Origin of the sequence: Novosphingobium endophyticum (assembly GCF_014640675.1) — a bacterium.
GTDB classification, from domain to species: Bacteria; Pseudomonadota; Alphaproteobacteria; order Sphingomonadales; family Sphingomonadaceae; genus Novosphingobium; species Novosphingobium endophyticum.
The window spans coordinates 52,135-66,179 of sequence record NZ_BMHK01000015.1 but is presented as its reverse complement, the minus strand read 5'-3'; the positions used below and the strand labels follow the sequence as shown (position 1 = coordinate 66,179).

Genomic DNA, 14,045 nt, shown 5'->3' with positions numbered 1-14,045 from the left:
CAGTTTCGTGCGGCGCCGAGGCGTGAGAACCTCGCAAGGGAAAGATCGACCCGCTTCAGACGCGGCCGGGTGGCCGACGTGCATGTCCAAGCCGCTTGCGGCCAAAGGCGTCGGCGCATGTTCTCTTGCATGTTCTCAACACCCGGCTCGCGCCGGGCCCGCCTCGCCGGTCAAAGGGAGGCGATCGATGGCTATGCAGCAAGAACCGGCGTCCAGGCGCCCAGAGCCATGCCGGCGAGTTTAGGCGCCCTGCGCGTGCCGCTCGAGGAAGGCGATCCGCTGCCGCCTGATTCCGACCGGCCGGTATCCGACGCCGCCTCGCTCGAGGACATCTACCGCCGCGAGCGCTCCGCGCTGATGCGTTTCGTGTCCGCCCGTACGCGGCGGGGTGAAGCCGAAGACATCGTCCAGCAGGTCTTCGTCCGAATGGCCGCAACGAGCGCGCGCGCCGCGATCGCCGCGCCGGGGGCCTATCTGCGCCAGGCCGCGCGCAACACGCTCAGGGACCAGGGCAGGCAGGCCGCGCGCCGCGGCGAGGCCGACCATGTCCCGATCGACGATGTACCCCTCTCCGGCGGCGATACCGTTGCCGCGCTCGAGGCACGCGACCGGCTGATGCGCATCGAGGAGGCGGTGAGCCGCCTCAGGCCGCTCACCCGGCAGATCTTTCTCGCCTGCCGTATTGATGGCTATAGCTATGCGCAAATCGCGCAAGCGACGGGACTGAGCGTGAGAGGAGTCGAAAAGCAGATGAGCCGGGCGATCAAGCAACTGGGCCGTCACCTGCGCCGCCATGACTGACAATCAGTCGCCGGACATTCCCGGGCGCGTGCACGACGCGGCGGCCCGCTGGCTGGCGCGGCGCGAGGCCGGCGAAGCGGGCATCGAGCGCGCGCTCGATGCCTGGCTGCGCGCCGATCCGCGCCATCAGATCGCGTTTGAAGAAATCGCGGGCGCCTGGCAGGAGAGTTCGGGGCTGGCCACAAGCCGGATCGCGCGGGAGCGCAAGCTGGCGAAGGCACCCTTGCATATGCGCCGCTCCACGCATCTGGCCATGGCCGGCGCGGGCCTTGCCATGATTGCGGGACTGGCAAGTTTCGGCCTTGTCCGTGGCATGTCTCCCTTCGGTCTTGTTTCGCAGGCCGAGGCGGCCACATACGAGACCGGCCTGGGAGAAATCCGTATCATCGCACTCGACGATGGTTCGCGGCTCGTTCTCGATACGCAAAGCCGGGTGAAAGTGATGCTCACCGCGTCGGCGCGCCGCCTGGAACTCGAGCAGGGAAGGGCGCGCTTCCATGTCGCGTCCGGACGCCGCCCCTTCGTTGTCTCGGCCGCCGGCATCAGGATCGTCCCGGCGGGCAAGCTGTTCGACGTCAGCCTGGTCGGCGGCCGGCCCGTCGTTGCCGCGCTGGAAGGTTCCGTCGAACTGCGCGGCGCCGGTGCTACTTCCCGCGACGCGGCGAGGCAAACACTGGCACAAGGCGAAAAGGTCGTGCCGGGATCCGGAACGGCGCCGACTCGGGTCGCCGAGGAGGACATCCAATGGGTCTCGGGCATGCTTGCGCTCGATGCTACGCCGCTCCGCACCGCGCTCGCGGCCATAAATCGCTACAACGAGGTTCAGCTGCGCCTCGCCGATCCGCAGCTTGGCGAGCTCAAGGTCACCGGGGCCTTCCCGGCGCGCGAGCCGGACAGGTTCGCCGAGGCCGTGGCCGGAATTTTCGGGCTCGGCATCGAACATCCCGATTCCGGAACAATTCTGCTCGGGAGGCAACCCGAACCCTGAATCGGCGCCTCGCTAGAAAATAGTTGGCGGGTATTCACGCCGCCCGCCGTCCTCCTCTGTGACCCGCCGATCGTCGGCCAAGGGGGGAGGACAAAAAACGATGCCAACACCTCAAAGCACAGCGCTCCATTGTCTGGGCAGGGCGGCCATTATCGCGCTCGCTGTCCCTTCGGTCGCACAGGCCGAGCCTGCCAGGCGAATCGCGTTCGACCTGCCCGCGCAGCCGCTCGGCGTATCCATCCGGGCAGCGGCGCTGCTCTCGGGCAGGACAGTTCTCGTGGAGACCGTGCTTGTCGGCGATCGGCGGGCACCCGCGCTCAAGGGCTATTACACGCTGGAACAGGCGCTTACGCGCCTGCTGGAAGGGACCGGTCTCGGCTTCGAGCAGTCCGGGGGCGGCTATGTGATCCGCGCCCGGGGCGAGGCTCGAACCTTGGGCGCGGGCAGCGACGGCGAGATCGTGGTAACCGGGAGCCGCATCCGCGGCGCGCCTGTCGCCTCGCCGGTCGTGCGCATCGATCAGGAGCAGATGCGCGAAGCCGGCCAGACTGGCACTGGCGATGTAGTGCGCGCCATCCCGCAGAACTTCGGCGGCGGGCAGAACCCGGGCGTGGGCAACAACGTGCCGTCCTCGAGCGGCATCAATGTCGGCGGCGCTACGACGATCAATCTGCGCGGCCTGGGAAGCGATGCTACGCTTACGCTGATCAACGGTCACCGCCTCGCCTACAACGGTTCGCGCCAGGGCGTCGATGTCTCGGCGATACCGCTTGCCATGGTCGATCGCATTGAGATCGTCGCCGACGGCGCCTCTGCGCTCTACGGCTCTGACGCGGTGGCCGGCGTGGCCAATGTCATCCTCAAGCGCGACTACCAGGGGCTGGAAACGCGCGTTGATATCGGCGGCTCGACCGAGGGCGGCCATTTTCGCCAGCAATACGGTGCTCTTGCGGGCCGACGCTGGGGATCGGGCGGTCTGGTTGCCGCCTACGAATATGCCCGCGAAAGCGACATCGTTTCCGGCCAGCGTTCCTACGCCGCCTCGCGCCCGGGCGTCACACTCTACCCGGCGCAGCGGCGCCATGCGGCCGCGATGGCCGGCCACCAGGCGCTCGGCGAGGCGCTGACCTTCAGGATCGATGCCCTTTTCAACAAGCGCTGGAGTACATCGGGCTTTCCGCTCAACGCTGCGGGCGATCTGGATGTGAGCCGGGCCGAGAAGCGATCGACCAGCCGCTCGCTTGCCTTGGCGCCCTCGCTCGAACTCGACTTGGCCTCCGGTTGGCGCGCGGTGCTTTCGGGCGTCTATGGCGAGGAAAAGGTCCGTCTTCGCAGCGACAGCTTCGTGGGCGCCGCACCGATCGCTTCGGCATTCGTGTGCTACTGCAATTCGGCGAGGTCCGCCGAACTCGCCGCCGACGGTCCGCTCTTCGCCCTGCCCGGCGGCGCGGCGAAGCTGGCGATCGGCGCGGGCTACCGCGACAATCTGCTCGACGCCTTTCGGGCCGAGGGCGATCCCAACAATGTCCGGGCCCGGCAGGACAGCTACTACCTCTACGGCGAAATCGACCTGCCGCTCGTCTCGGCGGCGCAGGACATCGCCGGGATCGACCGGCTCCATGTGAGCGGCGCGATCCGCTATGAGCGCTATCCGGGCATCGATGCGGTCGCGACGCCCAAGATCGGTGTGATCTACGCCCCGCTCCCCGATGTCGCGCTCAAGGCGAGCTGGGGCCGCTCGTTTCGCGCGCCGACGCTGTTCCAGCAATACCAGGCGCGCACCGCGCTGCTCTATCCGGCCGCGAGCCTTGGCGGTGCGGGATATCCGGCAGGCGCGAGCGCGCTTCTCATCCAGGGCGGCAATGCGGCGCTGAGGCCCGAGCGCGCGCGGACCTGGACGGCGACAATCGAGTTCCAGCCGCAAGGCCTTGCGGGCCTGCGCCTTCAGGCCGGCTACTTCTCGATTCGCTACGCGGAGCGTATCGTCACGCCGATCGCCTTCCAGTCCCAGGCGCTCAGCGACCCGCTCTATGCAGATCAGGTCGTGCTTGCGCCTGGCAGCGCCGCCGTCGCGGCGGCTGTCGCCGACGCAGCGCAGTTCTTCAACGTCTCGGGAAGCGCCTACGATCCGGCCCGGGTCGTGGCGATCATCGACAACACCAACCTGAACGCCGGGCGGCAGACGATTAGCGGGGTCGATGTCCTGGCCGAATACCGCGCGCGTCTGGGCGAAACGGGTGGGACTCTGCGCTTCGCGCTCAATGCGAGCTATATCGAAAGCAGCCAGCAGCTGACTTCGGGTGCGCCGATCACCGAGAAAGCCGGCACGCTGTTCAACCCGCCGCACTGGCGCGGCCGGAGCAGCGTGACCTGGACGAAAGGCGGCCTCACGCTCAACGCTGCGGCAAGCCGGATCGGGGGCGTCGAGGACACGCGCTCCAGCCCCGTCATCGCGGTGGACGGCATGACAATGTTCGATCTGACCGCGCGCTATGCCTTCAAGAACGGCGACGGGCCGCTGCGTGGGCTCGAGCTGAGCCTGACCGCGCAGAACCTGCTGAACGATCGTCCCGATGCGATTGCAACCACGTTCTTTTCCGACACGGCTTACGATTCGACCAACTATTCGCCGGTCGGACGCTACCTCGGATTCGGGATTGCCAGGTCATGGTAAGCACGCGCGTTCTTGGAGCCATTGCTGCCGCGAACTTCGCGGCATTGCCCGCGCCAGCGCTTGCGGCCTGCGACGACCTGCTGCCGCCGCCACGCGCGGCGGCAGCCAAGCGGCCTGTCACGCCGGACGATCTTGTCGGACTTCGCGACATCGGCCAGCCCGACGGCGCGATGTTCGGCCAGCCCAGCCCGCTTGGGGTCTCGCCAGGCGGCACGAAGGCGGCCTTCATTCTCAGCCGCGCCGACCCCAAGACCAACAGCTACTGCCGCGCGCTGGTGGTGATCGATCTTTCCGGAAGCGAAGGTCCGCGCATTCTCGATCGCGGGGGGGAGATGATCACGAACACGACGCTGGCGCGCGGCCTTGTCGTCGACGTTGGATTTCCGGCGATCGTCACGCCGGCTTGGTCGTCCGATGGCAGGTGGATCGCCTACCTGCGACGCGATCACGGCGTGACGCAGGTCTGGCGCGCGCGCGCCGATGGCCGCGGGGCATGGCGGGTCACACGCTCCGAAGTCGATGTGAAGACGCTCGCCTGGAGCGGGGAGGGCAAGCGCCTCGTCTTCGTCTCGCAGCCCGGGCAGGCGGAGGCGGCAGACAAGGTCGCGCGCGAGGGACGCGGGGGCTGGCTCTATGATGCGCGTTTCGCGCCCAACTACGCCATGCGCCCGCTACTGCCCGATACGCCGCGCCGGGCGTTCTCGATCGACCCGGAAAGCGGCGAGGTTCGATCCGCCAGCGCGGCTGAAAAGGCGCTGGTGGCGATGGAGGACCAGTCGGGCGCGTCGATCGCGCCGCAGGCAGCGGCGCCCGGCGGGCGGCGCGCGCTGACCGAGCGAAGCGGCGCCAGTCCGCTGGCGCCCTTGCGGCTCGTGGTCGAGGAACGCGGCGGCGAGCGCATCGTGTGCAGCGCGAAGGCCTGCGATGGGGGCTTTACCGCTATGTGGTGGGACCGCGAGGGCAGGGACCTCATCTTCCTGAGGCGCGAGGGCTGGGCAAAGGGACGCATGGGCCTATATCGCTGGCGCCCGGGCGAGGCCGCCGCGCCGCGCGCGATCCTGCGCACCGGCAATGTCCTGCTCGGCTGCGTTATGGCCGGCACCTCGCTGCTGTGCACGTCGGAGAACGCGACCACGCCGCGCCATCTGGTCATGATCGATCCCGACACGGGCGAGACGCGCCGTGCCTTCGATCCCAATCTGCAGTTCCGCGATATTGCCCTAGGGAAAGTCGAACGGCTGCACTGGAAGAACGACGTCGGGCTCGAGGCGCGCGGCGATCTCGTGCTACCACCCGGCTACAGGCCCGGCGTGCGCCTGCCGATGATCGTCGTCCAGTATCACAGCGACGGCTTCCTGCGCGGCGGCACGGGCGATGAATATCCGATCCACGCTTTTGCCGCGCGCGGCTTCGCGGTCCTGAGCATCGAGCGCGCGCCCTTCGTCGCGGCAAGCCGGCCGGGCATCCGCTCCTGGGCTGACGTCAATGCGGCGAATCTTGAAGACTGGGCAGAGCGGCGCAGTCTGCTCTCGTCGCTGGAAACCGGCATCGGGATGGTCGTCGATCGCGGCATCGCCGATCCGGCGCGCATCGGCATCACCGGGTTGAGCGACGGATCCTCGAGCGCGCGCTTCGCGCTCATCAACACCGATCTCTTCGCGGCCGCGGCGATCAGCACCTGCTGCATGGAGCCCCAGTCGATCACGACATATGGCGGCATCGCTTATGCCGAGACCATGGAGGCGATGGGCTTTCCGCCCGCGAGCCGCGATAGTCCGGACTTCTGGCGGCCCTATTCGATGGCGCTCAATGCCAGCCGCATGGATGTTCCCCTGCTGATGCAGCTTGCCGACGAGGAAACGCTGCTCGCGCTCCAGACGTTCACCGCGCTTCGCGAGGCCGGCCAGCCGGTCGAGATGCACGTCTTTCCCGGCGAACACCATATCAAGTGGCAGCCGGCGCATCGCCGCGCGATCTACGAACGCAATCTCGACTGGTTCGCCTTCTGGCTGCAGGGCAGGCGGGATACCGATCCGGGCAAAGCCGCGCAGTACCGCCGCTGGCAGGTCCTGCGCGAGGCAAGGCGGGAGAGGCCCTCGCACTCGTGATCGGGTGCCCTACGGCCGGTATCGGCCCTGCCGCGCCGCGTTTCATCGGCCTGGATGATATGAGCGCTCAAGCGCGGGGAGGGCAACCGGTCGCGAGCGCCGGTTTCGCCGACGGCTTTGGCCAAGGTAGGGCGCTGACCGCTTGCGGGTTCAGAAATTTCCATCTGTTCGCCGGGGCCGCTGGAAAGACCGCGTTACTCCCTAGCTGCCGATCTTGCACAATCTAGTGTTATCCACTAAATTGCGTTCATGGATAGAGCGATCAGTGCCAGCGAGGCCAATCAGCATTTCTCGGAGCTTCTGCGCGATGTCTCCGAAGGTCAGAGCTTTACCGTGATGTCTCGCGGTCGCCCCGTCGCGCGCGTGCTCCCCGTAGACCGCGATCGGGAACGCCGTTCGGTCGACCGGCTTCTCAAGTTCGTCAAGAGCCTTCCCGTCCGCCATTCCGGAGAATGGTCTCGCGGCGATCTTTACGACTGATGCGTGTCGCCCTCGACAGCGACATTCTCGCTTACCTCGCCGGCGTCAGCCGCTCGGCGCAGGACGATGACAAGATCGCGAAGGTTCGGGCGCTGGTCTCCCGGCTAGCGGAATCGGTAAGTATCGTCGCCCCCGCCCAAACCCTCGGCGAACTGTTTGTCGTGCTCAGGCGGAGCGGCGCGACGGCGAATGAGGCGCGCGAAGTCCTGCTCGAATTCGCTGAAGCCTTTGGAACCTCGGCTTCGGAAACACGCACCGCCCTGTCTGCCGCCGACCTGGTGATCGATCACAAGCTGCAATTCTGGGATGCCCTGATTCTGACCGCGGCTGCGGACGCAGGCTGTACGCTACTGTTGTCCGAGGACATGCAGCACGGATTCGTCACGCGCGGGCTGACGGTCATCAATCCGCTGGCGGACGACACGCATCCCAGGCTCTCGGCTCTGATCGGTGGCTCAGGATAGGCATCAAAGCGGCCGGATGGGGCAGCGCGGCTGAAGGCCTCGGGCTATCCCTGTGCGTTCGTGCGGGCCACGGACCGGCTTCCCGCTACGGCTGAACTGACAAGCTCGCGCCTTCGCGGCTAGCCTACCTTCACCGGCATGCGCGGCACGGCCGAGCGCGGGAAAGCGATCAGGCGCGGTTCTCCCAGCCGCGGGCCCAGGCTTCGACATCGACGAACTGGAGTACGCGGCGAAACCCCTCCCCGCTTGCCGGCCGCGGGTCGTCCAGCACTTCGAGCAGGCGGTTGCGCTCGATCAGGCCGCGCCTGACCAGCTGGCCATCAGCCAGCATTTCGCGCAAGGCGCCGCGGTGGGTCTCGAAGATCTCGGCGACGAAGCTGTCGGGCGTGCCCTTGGACCGCCTCTGAACGATCCGCGCCGGCAGCCTTCCGGCAAAGGCGCGGCGCGCGACGGCGCGATTGCGGCCCTCCTCAAACCATAGCCAGCTGGGGATGCGAAGACAGGTCTCGACCAGCGGCTGCGAAAGCAACGGCGCAACGCTTGCCGGCGAGCCCTGCGGATCGAGGCCTTCGACGTAGCTTTGGGCATAGGCGATGAGCCGCACATGCGCCGCCTTGCCGGGTAGCGCCCCGGGCGCGGCGGAAAACCAGGGATGACCGCCGGCAGGGGCGATGGCTTCAAGCGCGCGCGGCGCGAGCAGGTTGACGTCGCGAAAGGGCCTGAAGGCGCTGCTGCCCAGCCAGGCGCGCCTCGCGGCATCGTGCATCACCGCCGGCAGACTGGCCTGCGCGAGGCGGCTGATCTCGTAGGCCGTGACAAGGAAGTTCCAGCCGGGCCCCGAGGTGAGAAGGCGGTCGGCGGCAGGAGCGGAGGACTGGAGCGAGCAGAAGACATTGTCGCCCCCGCCGCCGCCAAAGACCGCGTCGGCTCCCGTGCGCCGGGCCAGATCGCGCGCAAGGCGCGTCGATTCCTGGAGGAACAGACGCACGCATGGGCGCGGCAGGCGGCTCGCGCCCGATCGGCCCGGATCGATCCGGGAAACATCGCGCAGGCCCTCCTCAAGCGGCACGCCGAGCGCCGCCGCGGTGCAGCGCGCGTAGTCGCGCTCGTCGCCGACGGCATCGCCGGTTACGAGCGTGAGCGCATGCGCCTGCGCGCTACATTGGCTGAGACCTGCCGCGAGAATCGACGAATCGAGCCCGCCGGAAAGCATGAGCACGCTCCTGCGGTAGTCCGAGGCCCTTGCCGCGATGCATTCACTCGCGGTGGCGGCGAGCGCTTCGACCGCATCCTCGATCCGCGCGATCTGCCCATCGCGTGCGGCAAAGCTCCAGGGCGACCACAGCTCGCGCCTCCTGGTTTGCCCGCTGGCGATTTCGAGGCGCTGCCCGCCCGGCAGTTCGGCAAGGCCCGCAAGGCAGGTCGCGGGCGTACGCAAGTCGCGTGCCGCCAGGGCGCGAACGACGGCGTCCCAGGCCACCGCGGGCCGGTAGAAGCCGAAGCGGGCGAGAAGCTCGGTGTCGGAGGCGAGGACGATCGCATCCTCGTGCCGCGCGAAATAACAGGGCAATTCGCCCAGCGGCGCGCGCACAGCATCCACCCCCGATCCCCCTGGTCTTGCCAGAATGGCGAGATAGGGGCCCCAGTAGTGCTCCACGAGATCGCCGCCGCGACTGGCCGCGATGCGCGCGGCTTCCTCCGGTTCGAGCCGGTCCGTCCGGCGACGAGCCCCGCGCCGGAACAGCGATCCGATTATGACTCCCGCGCCTTCGAGAATGAGCGGGCAGCAAGCGCTTGTCGCGACACTGAGCGTGCCCGTTTCAAGCACCGGTTCCAGGCCGGGCATTTCGCGCGATCGCTCCTCGATGCGCCGGGCTAGCCCGGCGCCGGCCTCTCGGGAAGGCCGCACGAGCGCGATGAAGCGTGCGCGCGTCATACCGCAAGGATCGGCGTGTAGGTGCGCACGGTGTCGAGACGGTCGTTCAGGAGCCAGGGTCCCGCCTGCACCCAGGCGTGCGCGGCAAAAGGGCGCAGGCGCACGCCGATGACGAGATCGGCCGCAAGCCCGCGCGCCGCGCAGTGCCGGGCAAGCGCGATCGATCGCGGCAGGCATTGGTCGTGCGAGCGCACGAGGCGCGCACTCATCTCGAAGGCCGCGGCCGGGCGCTGTAGCGCTTGCGGCATGTCGAGGCGCGCCGGCGCGCAGCTGGGCCTGGCTGCGGCCAGACGCTCCAGGCTGCGGCGAAGGCCGCGCCGCCGTAGCAAAAGGCCGGCAAGCGCCAGCCGTGACAGCGCGGCGAGAAGCTCGGCTGAAGAAGCACGCAGGCGCGGCAGGTCGAGAAGACTGGTCTCGGCGCGCCTGGCGAGCGAAAAGGGGCGCGGCACCTCGGCGTGCCGGGTCCGCACCAGCATCCCGGACTCCAGCAGTCCTGGCGCCGCCGCTTCGCTCGCGCCGGGATGCGCCACGAGACGGCGAAAAGCCGCCTCGGCTTCGGGCGCGAGGCAGAAGTAGCGATCGGCGTGAACGTCGAGGAAGATGAGGCGCCCGCCCGCATCGCAGTAACTGATCCCGGCGCGCAGACTATGGCCCATGGTGTGATATCCGGCGAGTTTTTCGGTGTCCGCAAGGACAAGCGGCGCGCGGCCCCCTCCCCACAGAAGGATCCGCGCGCCTTGTCGTCAGTCGTCGGAGAGTCCGGCCTGGAACTGGCCGAGGTTTTCATCGACCGGGATGCCGGAGGCGCCGAGCGTTTCGACGCTCGCCTTGCCGATCTCGATCACTTCGTCATGCGTTTCACGTTCCATGATGTGCTCCTTCTCGGTTCACTGCAAAGCGCTGCAGCACGAGAATGCTAGGAACGCGGGCGCATTATCCGAAACTTATACGCGCCTGATATGCCGATTGTTCGCGCTGGCGGCAGAGCAGGACGCGCGTCACTCCGCCCTGTAGACCGCGCGCACGAGTTCGGCCGCGGCGCGGATGCGCCGGCGGTGATAGGACGTGCAAAGCCGCCGCAGCCCCTCGCGCTCGCCTGCCGCGAGGACGGGAAGCCAGGTGTCGAGTTCCCCGTCGGTGTCGCCCAGAACCAGCGGCTCCACTGTCCTTACCGCATGGAGCCGGGCATTCAGACGCGCGAGCGCCCGCGCGTGTTCGCTGTTGGCCGAAAGGCGCGCGATGGCCAGGAACAGGGTGCCGGCGCGTTCGGCCACCGATGGCTCCGCAGACGTGGGGGGCAGGCTCGTCCCGGCCTCGCTGCGCGGCCAGCCGCGGATCGCCAGGAACACGAGCTCGGCGGACCAGTAGTAGAGATCCTTGAGCAGCGGCTCGTCGAGCGCGGGAATGTAAAATCCGCTTCCCAGGCGTGTTTCCACCAGGCCCTCACCGGTCAGACGGTGCAGCGCGTCACGCACCGGCGTAACGCTCGCGGCGAGGCCGGCCGCGAGCACGGCCGCATCGAGCCGGTCGCCGGGACGGAACTCGCGGCCGGCGATGCGCCCGCGCAGCGTATCGAGCACGCGCTCGGCGGTCGCGCCCGGGTTCATGACCGTGCCCGCTGCATCTCCAGATAGGCTTCGACCAGCGCTTCCTGGTCGGGCCGGAGCGCATCGACAGCGCCCAGCGGCCTCTCGCCGTCGCCCTGAAGCACGACCGAGGGGCATTGCCCCTCATAGTTGCCCAGGTTCGGCCGGTGCTGCCGGTAGCCGACGAGCGCCGCGAGATCGGCGGGGAAAGTGCGGGCGACCTCGGGCGGATAGGCAAGCCACTGGTTTTCGTAAGGCTTGAGCCACCCCAATGAGTAGCCCACGATCACGCCGCGTCGGACCTGGCGGCTGCGATTGGCGCCGGCGGCGTGCAGCGTCGAGCCCAGGAAGACGAGGGCGCTGCCTGGCGCCATGCGCGCGACGATCGGCGCTTCGCACGGCTGACTCGCCAGCGCCCGCGCACCGTGGCTGTGAGGCCAGACCAGCGTCGCGCCGTTCTCGCCGCAGAACTCGCTCAGCGGCCACATCACGTTGACGAGATATTCCGCCTCGCCCTTGGGCGCCTGCCACATGTCCTGGTCGCGGTGCGGAAGCTGTTCCGGGCTGCCGGAATGCACCGCGATCGCCTGGGCCGTGTTGAGCTGGATGCAGTCGCACCAGGGCGACAGAACCCTCTCGGCGATGCCGCGGACCAGCGCGTGCTGGACGAGCTCGGCCGCGCGGGGCGAACGCACGAGCAGCCGGCCGAAGCGCTTCGTGCGCGATCCGTAAAAGCCGCCTCTCCCGAACGGCGTCGATGCGAATCGCTCTGCAAGGTCGTTGTCGAGCGCTCGGAGGGTTCCGGCCGGCAGCGCGCCGGGAATTATGCAGAACCCTTCCTTCAGGAGGCGCGAGGCATGTGCTTCGATGGCCTCGGCAAGACCGATGGCTGCGGTCATGACCTTCTCCTCCCTCATGCCGCTGCGCACCGGGTGCGGCTGTGCTCGCCGGCCGGCCGGATGCCCGCGGCCGCGAGCAGGTGAGGGGTCTCGGGCGCGATATCGATGCGCAGGGCTGCGAGCTCCTCGCCGCCGATCGCGGCCGGGCGTCCCAGCATCGCGGCGTGCCAGCCGAACGCCACGATCTGGCGGGCCCAGCCGGTCGGCGCGACCGCGCTGTAGGCCGCGATGCCGTTTTCCAGGGCGTACTGGGCCAGTGCCATGACGAGCGTGTCGCGCGCCTCCCGGCGCGGGGCCGCGCGCAGCCGGCGGTCGAGGCAGAAGCGCGTGATTTCGAACACGTCGGTGCCGTGCGGCAGCGCCTGGTCGCACAGGTCGGCATAGAAGCTGTCGAGGATGTGGGGGCGCGTCGTCGGCAGAAGCCGCACGGAGGCGAGATGGGCGCCGTGCGCGTCGGCAAGCACGAGATAGGCGGCGTGGCCGTTGTCGAACCGGTCGATTTCGTAGCGGCCGGCCAGAACCGGTACGTCCCATTTGAGCAGGTCGACGAAGACCGACTTGCGCGCGGCGAACATCGCGCGAAGGACCTCGTTCGCAAGGTCCGGGCCGGCATGGGGCGTGAATACGTGCAGCATGGCGAAGGCTCCCTGGCAGCGGATGGCCAAGGCTCGCCGAGGGAGGCGCCGGATCGCTATCCCGGAAAAGGGGTATATCGGCGGCTGAAAACGTCGGTGAAAGTCAAGGTTCCATCGAACAGGGCCCGGATCACCAGCGATGTCCGCTTGCTCACACCATAACGTTCGCAGGCTTGCCTGACATGGCGGGCGACCGTTTCCTCGCTCAGCCCCAGGATGCACGCGATTTCCCAGTCCGTCTTGCCGCGCGCCACCCACAACGCGCATTCGCGCTGCCGATCGGTCAGGACGGGCAGGCGGGCACCGGGCCGCACCGTGCGCGGGGTGCAAAGCCGGCGCGCCGCCTCGAACGCGAGACAGCCCACCAGCTGGGCCGCGGGGAGCATTCCGGCGGGCAGGGCACGGCCGGTCTCGGTGGCAAAGGAGACCGAGCCGCGCGTTTCGCCAGGAACATGCGCGGGCACGGTGAAACCATCACCGATGCCATGTTCGCGGCTCATGAGCAGCATCCTGCGGTCGGCCGTTGTCAGCGGGATCATCTGCTCCAGGCGCGACCAGCGAAACCCGATCATGGTCACGTGGCTGGCGCGGTGAACCGGATCGCTCAGCCCGAGCGAATGGCTCTCGTAATACTCGGCCCATCCGGCCGGATAGTTATGGATCCATATGGCGCTGTCGCCCGCCTCGGCAAGATCGACATGATGGCTCAGGGCAAAATGCTGGAAACCGAGCTGCGCGCTCGCGGCCCTGATCGCGGCGGCAAGGTCATCAATGCTTGTCGCGGCTTCGACAAGCTCCATCAGCTGCGTCACCTCGAGCATCGGTCACGCTTACGATGGCCGGCGGCGTCTCTTGCCACCTGTCTCCCGGCGATCGTCCCTTCTCGATCGTTCGGGCCGAAAGGCAGGGTCTCAAGCTGCCTTTCGGCGATGGAAATCGCACAAGTGTCGCAACTTCGCCGGTCTTTTGTCCGAAGAGCGACGGGGTTCAGAATAGCGCCTGAAAGAAAATGGCGTGATTACAATCTTGTCATCGCGCATCCGCGCCTGTCCGGCCAGGCATGAGCGGCGCGAATCGGGCGCCGGGCCTTGCCGACTGGCGCGATGATCGCGTCTACGAACGGCTTTCGGGCATCGACCGCGCCGGTCTCATGTGGGAATGGCTCAGGCGCGATCCCGGCTACGTCGAATGGCATGCCCGCGCCAGCCGCGTAACCGGCGGGGCGCGCAGCGTGCCGCGCGGGTGGGGGCTTCACTTTCGCCGAAGATCCGGACCGCGATGCGCCTTCGGCCCGGATCATCTGGCATGCCGATCTCGATCCGTGCGCGATTCCGGTCGAGGCCCTGCCTGCCGATCCCGCTCATCCCGACAGTCTCTGCCTCGACACGGTCGCGCCTTGGCTTTCCTGCGTAGCGGGCAGCGAAGGGCGTGAGCATGTTGCGCTGTCCAATGGCTGGCAGCGTATCCGGCTCGA

General features: G+C 68.1%; 14 protein-coding genes. 7 read left to right on the top strand and 7 right to left on the bottom strand.

The window, feature by feature from the left end; all coding sequences use genetic code 11:
- The first annotated feature begins 228 nt into the window (after window positions 1-228).
- The 6 genes from IEX32_RS12320 (at window position 229) to IEX32_RS12295 (ending at window position 7,515) form a co-directional block, all read left to right on the top strand.
- A complete protein-coding gene (locus IEX32_RS12320) occupies window positions 229-801 on the top strand; it encodes an RNA polymerase sigma factor (protein WP_188771836.1) in 573 nt (190 codons plus the stop codon).
- Window positions 794-1,789 (top strand): FecR family protein, encoded by a 996-nt coding sequence (locus IEX32_RS12315; RefSeq protein ID WP_188771835.1) that lies wholly within the window; start codon window positions 794-796, stop codon window positions 1,787-1,789. Before IEX32_RS12320 ends, IEX32_RS12315 begins: the two co-directional genes overlap by 8 nt.
- Before the next feature lie 100 nt (window positions 1,790-1,889).
- On the top strand, window positions 1,890-4,463 hold the full coding sequence (locus IEX32_RS12310) for a TonB-dependent receptor (protein ID WP_188771834.1): 2,574 nt from the start codon (window positions 1,890-1,892) through the stop codon (window positions 4,461-4,463).
- Entirely contained in the window at window positions 4,457-6,571 is a 2,115-nt protein-coding gene (locus tag IEX32_RS12305; RefSeq protein WP_188771833.1) for an Atxe2 family lasso peptide isopeptidase, read from the top strand. The genes IEX32_RS12310 and IEX32_RS12305 overlap by 7 nt, the downstream gene beginning before the upstream one ends.
- 249 nt (window positions 6,572-6,820) lie before the next feature.
- The gene (locus IEX32_RS12300; RefSeq protein WP_188771832.1) at window positions 6,821-7,051 is read left to right on the top strand and encodes a type II toxin-antitoxin system Phd/YefM family antitoxin; all 231 of its coding nucleotides are present in this window, start codon (window positions 6,821-6,823) and stop codon (window positions 7,049-7,051) included.
- Window positions 7,051-7,515 carry a PIN domain-containing protein gene (locus IEX32_RS12295; protein ID WP_188771831.1) on the top strand — a complete coding sequence of 155 codons (465 nt, stop codon included), beginning with the start codon at window positions 7,051-7,053 and terminating at the stop codon, window positions 7,513-7,515. The genes IEX32_RS12300 and IEX32_RS12295 overlap by 1 nt, the downstream gene beginning before the upstream one ends.
- Window positions 7,516-7,684: 169 nt before the next feature.
- On the opposite strand, the gene IEX32_RS12290 is transcribed toward IEX32_RS12295, so the two are convergent.
- From IEX32_RS12290 to IEX32_RS12260, 7 genes are all read right to left on the bottom strand, one after another.
- The gene (locus tag IEX32_RS12290; RefSeq protein ID WP_188771830.1) at window positions 7,685-9,451 is read right to left on the bottom strand and encodes an asparagine synthase-related protein; all 1,767 of its coding nucleotides are present in this window, start codon (window positions 9,449-9,451) and stop codon (window positions 7,685-7,687) included.
- Window positions 9,448-10,107 carry a lasso peptide biosynthesis B2 protein gene (locus IEX32_RS12285; protein WP_188771829.1) on the bottom strand — a complete coding sequence of 220 codons (660 nt, stop codon included), beginning with the start codon at window positions 10,105-10,107 and terminating at the stop codon, window positions 9,448-9,450. The genes IEX32_RS12290 and IEX32_RS12285 overlap by 4 nt, the downstream gene beginning before the upstream one ends.
- 87 nt (window positions 10,108-10,194) lie before the next feature.
- A complete protein-coding gene (locus IEX32_RS12280; RefSeq protein ID WP_188771828.1) occupies window positions 10,195-10,320 on the bottom strand; it encodes a benenodin family lasso peptide in 126 nt (41 codons plus the stop codon).
- Between the two features lie 129 nt (window positions 10,321-10,449).
- Window positions 10,450-11,058: a GntR family transcriptional regulator gene (locus IEX32_RS12275; RefSeq protein ID WP_188771827.1), complete on the bottom strand. Its 609-nt coding sequence runs from the start codon at window positions 11,056-11,058 to the stop codon at window positions 10,450-10,452.
- Entirely contained in the window at window positions 11,055-11,936 is an 882-nt protein-coding gene (locus tag IEX32_RS12270) for a phytanoyl-CoA dioxygenase family protein (protein WP_188771826.1), read from the bottom strand. The genes IEX32_RS12275 and IEX32_RS12270 overlap by 4 nt, the downstream gene beginning before the upstream one ends.
- Before the next feature lie 14 nt (window positions 11,937-11,950).
- Window positions 11,951-12,571 carry an acyl-homoserine-lactone synthase gene (locus IEX32_RS12265; protein WP_188771825.1) on the bottom strand — a complete coding sequence of 207 codons (621 nt, stop codon included), beginning with the start codon at window positions 12,569-12,571 and terminating at the stop codon, window positions 11,951-11,953.
- Between the two features lie 56 nt (window positions 12,572-12,627).
- A complete protein-coding gene (locus tag IEX32_RS12260; protein ID WP_188771824.1) occupies window positions 12,628-13,392 on the bottom strand; it encodes a LuxR family transcriptional regulator in 765 nt (254 codons plus the stop codon).
- A gap of 239 nt (window positions 13,393-13,631) precedes the next feature.
- Here IEX32_RS12260 and IEX32_RS21090 point away from each other — a divergent pair, with 239 nt between their 5' ends.
- A complete protein-coding gene (locus IEX32_RS21090) occupies window positions 13,632-14,003 on the top strand; it encodes a transcriptional regulator domain-containing protein (RefSeq protein WP_373285444.1) in 372 nt (123 codons plus the stop codon).
- The last annotated feature ends 42 nt before the right edge of the window (window positions 14,004-14,045 follow it).

Bases quoted from the DNA above. Each gene is read 5' to 3' on its own strand.
- IEX32_RS12320 (WP_188771836.1), top strand. From the start codon at position 229: ATGCCGGCGAGTTTAGGCGCCCTGCGCGTGCCGCTCGAGGAAGGCGAT.
- IEX32_RS12315 (WP_188771835.1), top strand. From the start codon at position 794: ATGACTGACAATCAGTCGCCGGACATTCCCGGGCGCGTGCACGACGCG.
- IEX32_RS12310 (WP_188771834.1), top strand. From the start codon at position 1,890: ATGCCAACACCTCAAAGCACAGCGCTCCATTGTCTGGGCAGGGCGGCC.
- IEX32_RS12305 (WP_188771833.1), top strand. From the start codon at position 4,457: ATGGTAAGCACGCGCGTTCTTGGAGCCATTGCTGCCGCGAACTTCGCG.
- IEX32_RS12300 (WP_188771832.1), top strand. From the start codon at position 6,821: ATGGATAGAGCGATCAGTGCCAGCGAGGCCAATCAGCATTTCTCGGAG.
- IEX32_RS12295 (WP_188771831.1), top strand. From the start codon at position 7,051: ATGCGTGTCGCCCTCGACAGCGACATTCTCGCTTACCTCGCCGGCGTC.
- IEX32_RS12290 (WP_188771830.1), bottom strand. From the start codon at position 9,451: ATGACGCGCGCACGCTTCATCGCGCTCGTGCGGCCTTCCCGAGAGGCC.
- IEX32_RS12285 (WP_188771829.1), bottom strand. From the start codon at position 10,107: ATGGGCCATAGTCTGCGCGCCGGGATCAGTTACTGCGATGCGGGCGGG.
- IEX32_RS12280 (WP_188771828.1), bottom strand. From the start codon at position 10,320: ATGGAACGTGAAACGCATGACGAAGTGATCGAGATCGGCAAGGCGAGC.
- IEX32_RS12275 (WP_188771827.1), bottom strand. From the start codon at position 11,058: ATGAACCCGGGCGCGACCGCCGAGCGCGTGCTCGATACGCTGCGCGGG.
- IEX32_RS12270 (WP_188771826.1), bottom strand. From the start codon at position 11,936: ATGACCGCAGCCATCGGTCTTGCCGAGGCCATCGAAGCACATGCCTCG.
- IEX32_RS12265 (WP_188771825.1), bottom strand. From the start codon at position 12,571: ATGCTGCACGTATTCACGCCCCATGCCGGCCCGGACCTTGCGAACGAG.
- IEX32_RS12260 (WP_188771824.1), bottom strand. From the start codon at position 13,392: ATGCTCGAGGTGACGCAGCTGATGGAGCTTGTCGAAGCCGCGACAAGC.
- IEX32_RS21090 (WP_373285444.1), top strand. From the start codon at position 13,632: ATGAGCGGCGCGAATCGGGCGCCGGGCCTTGCCGACTGGCGCGATGAT.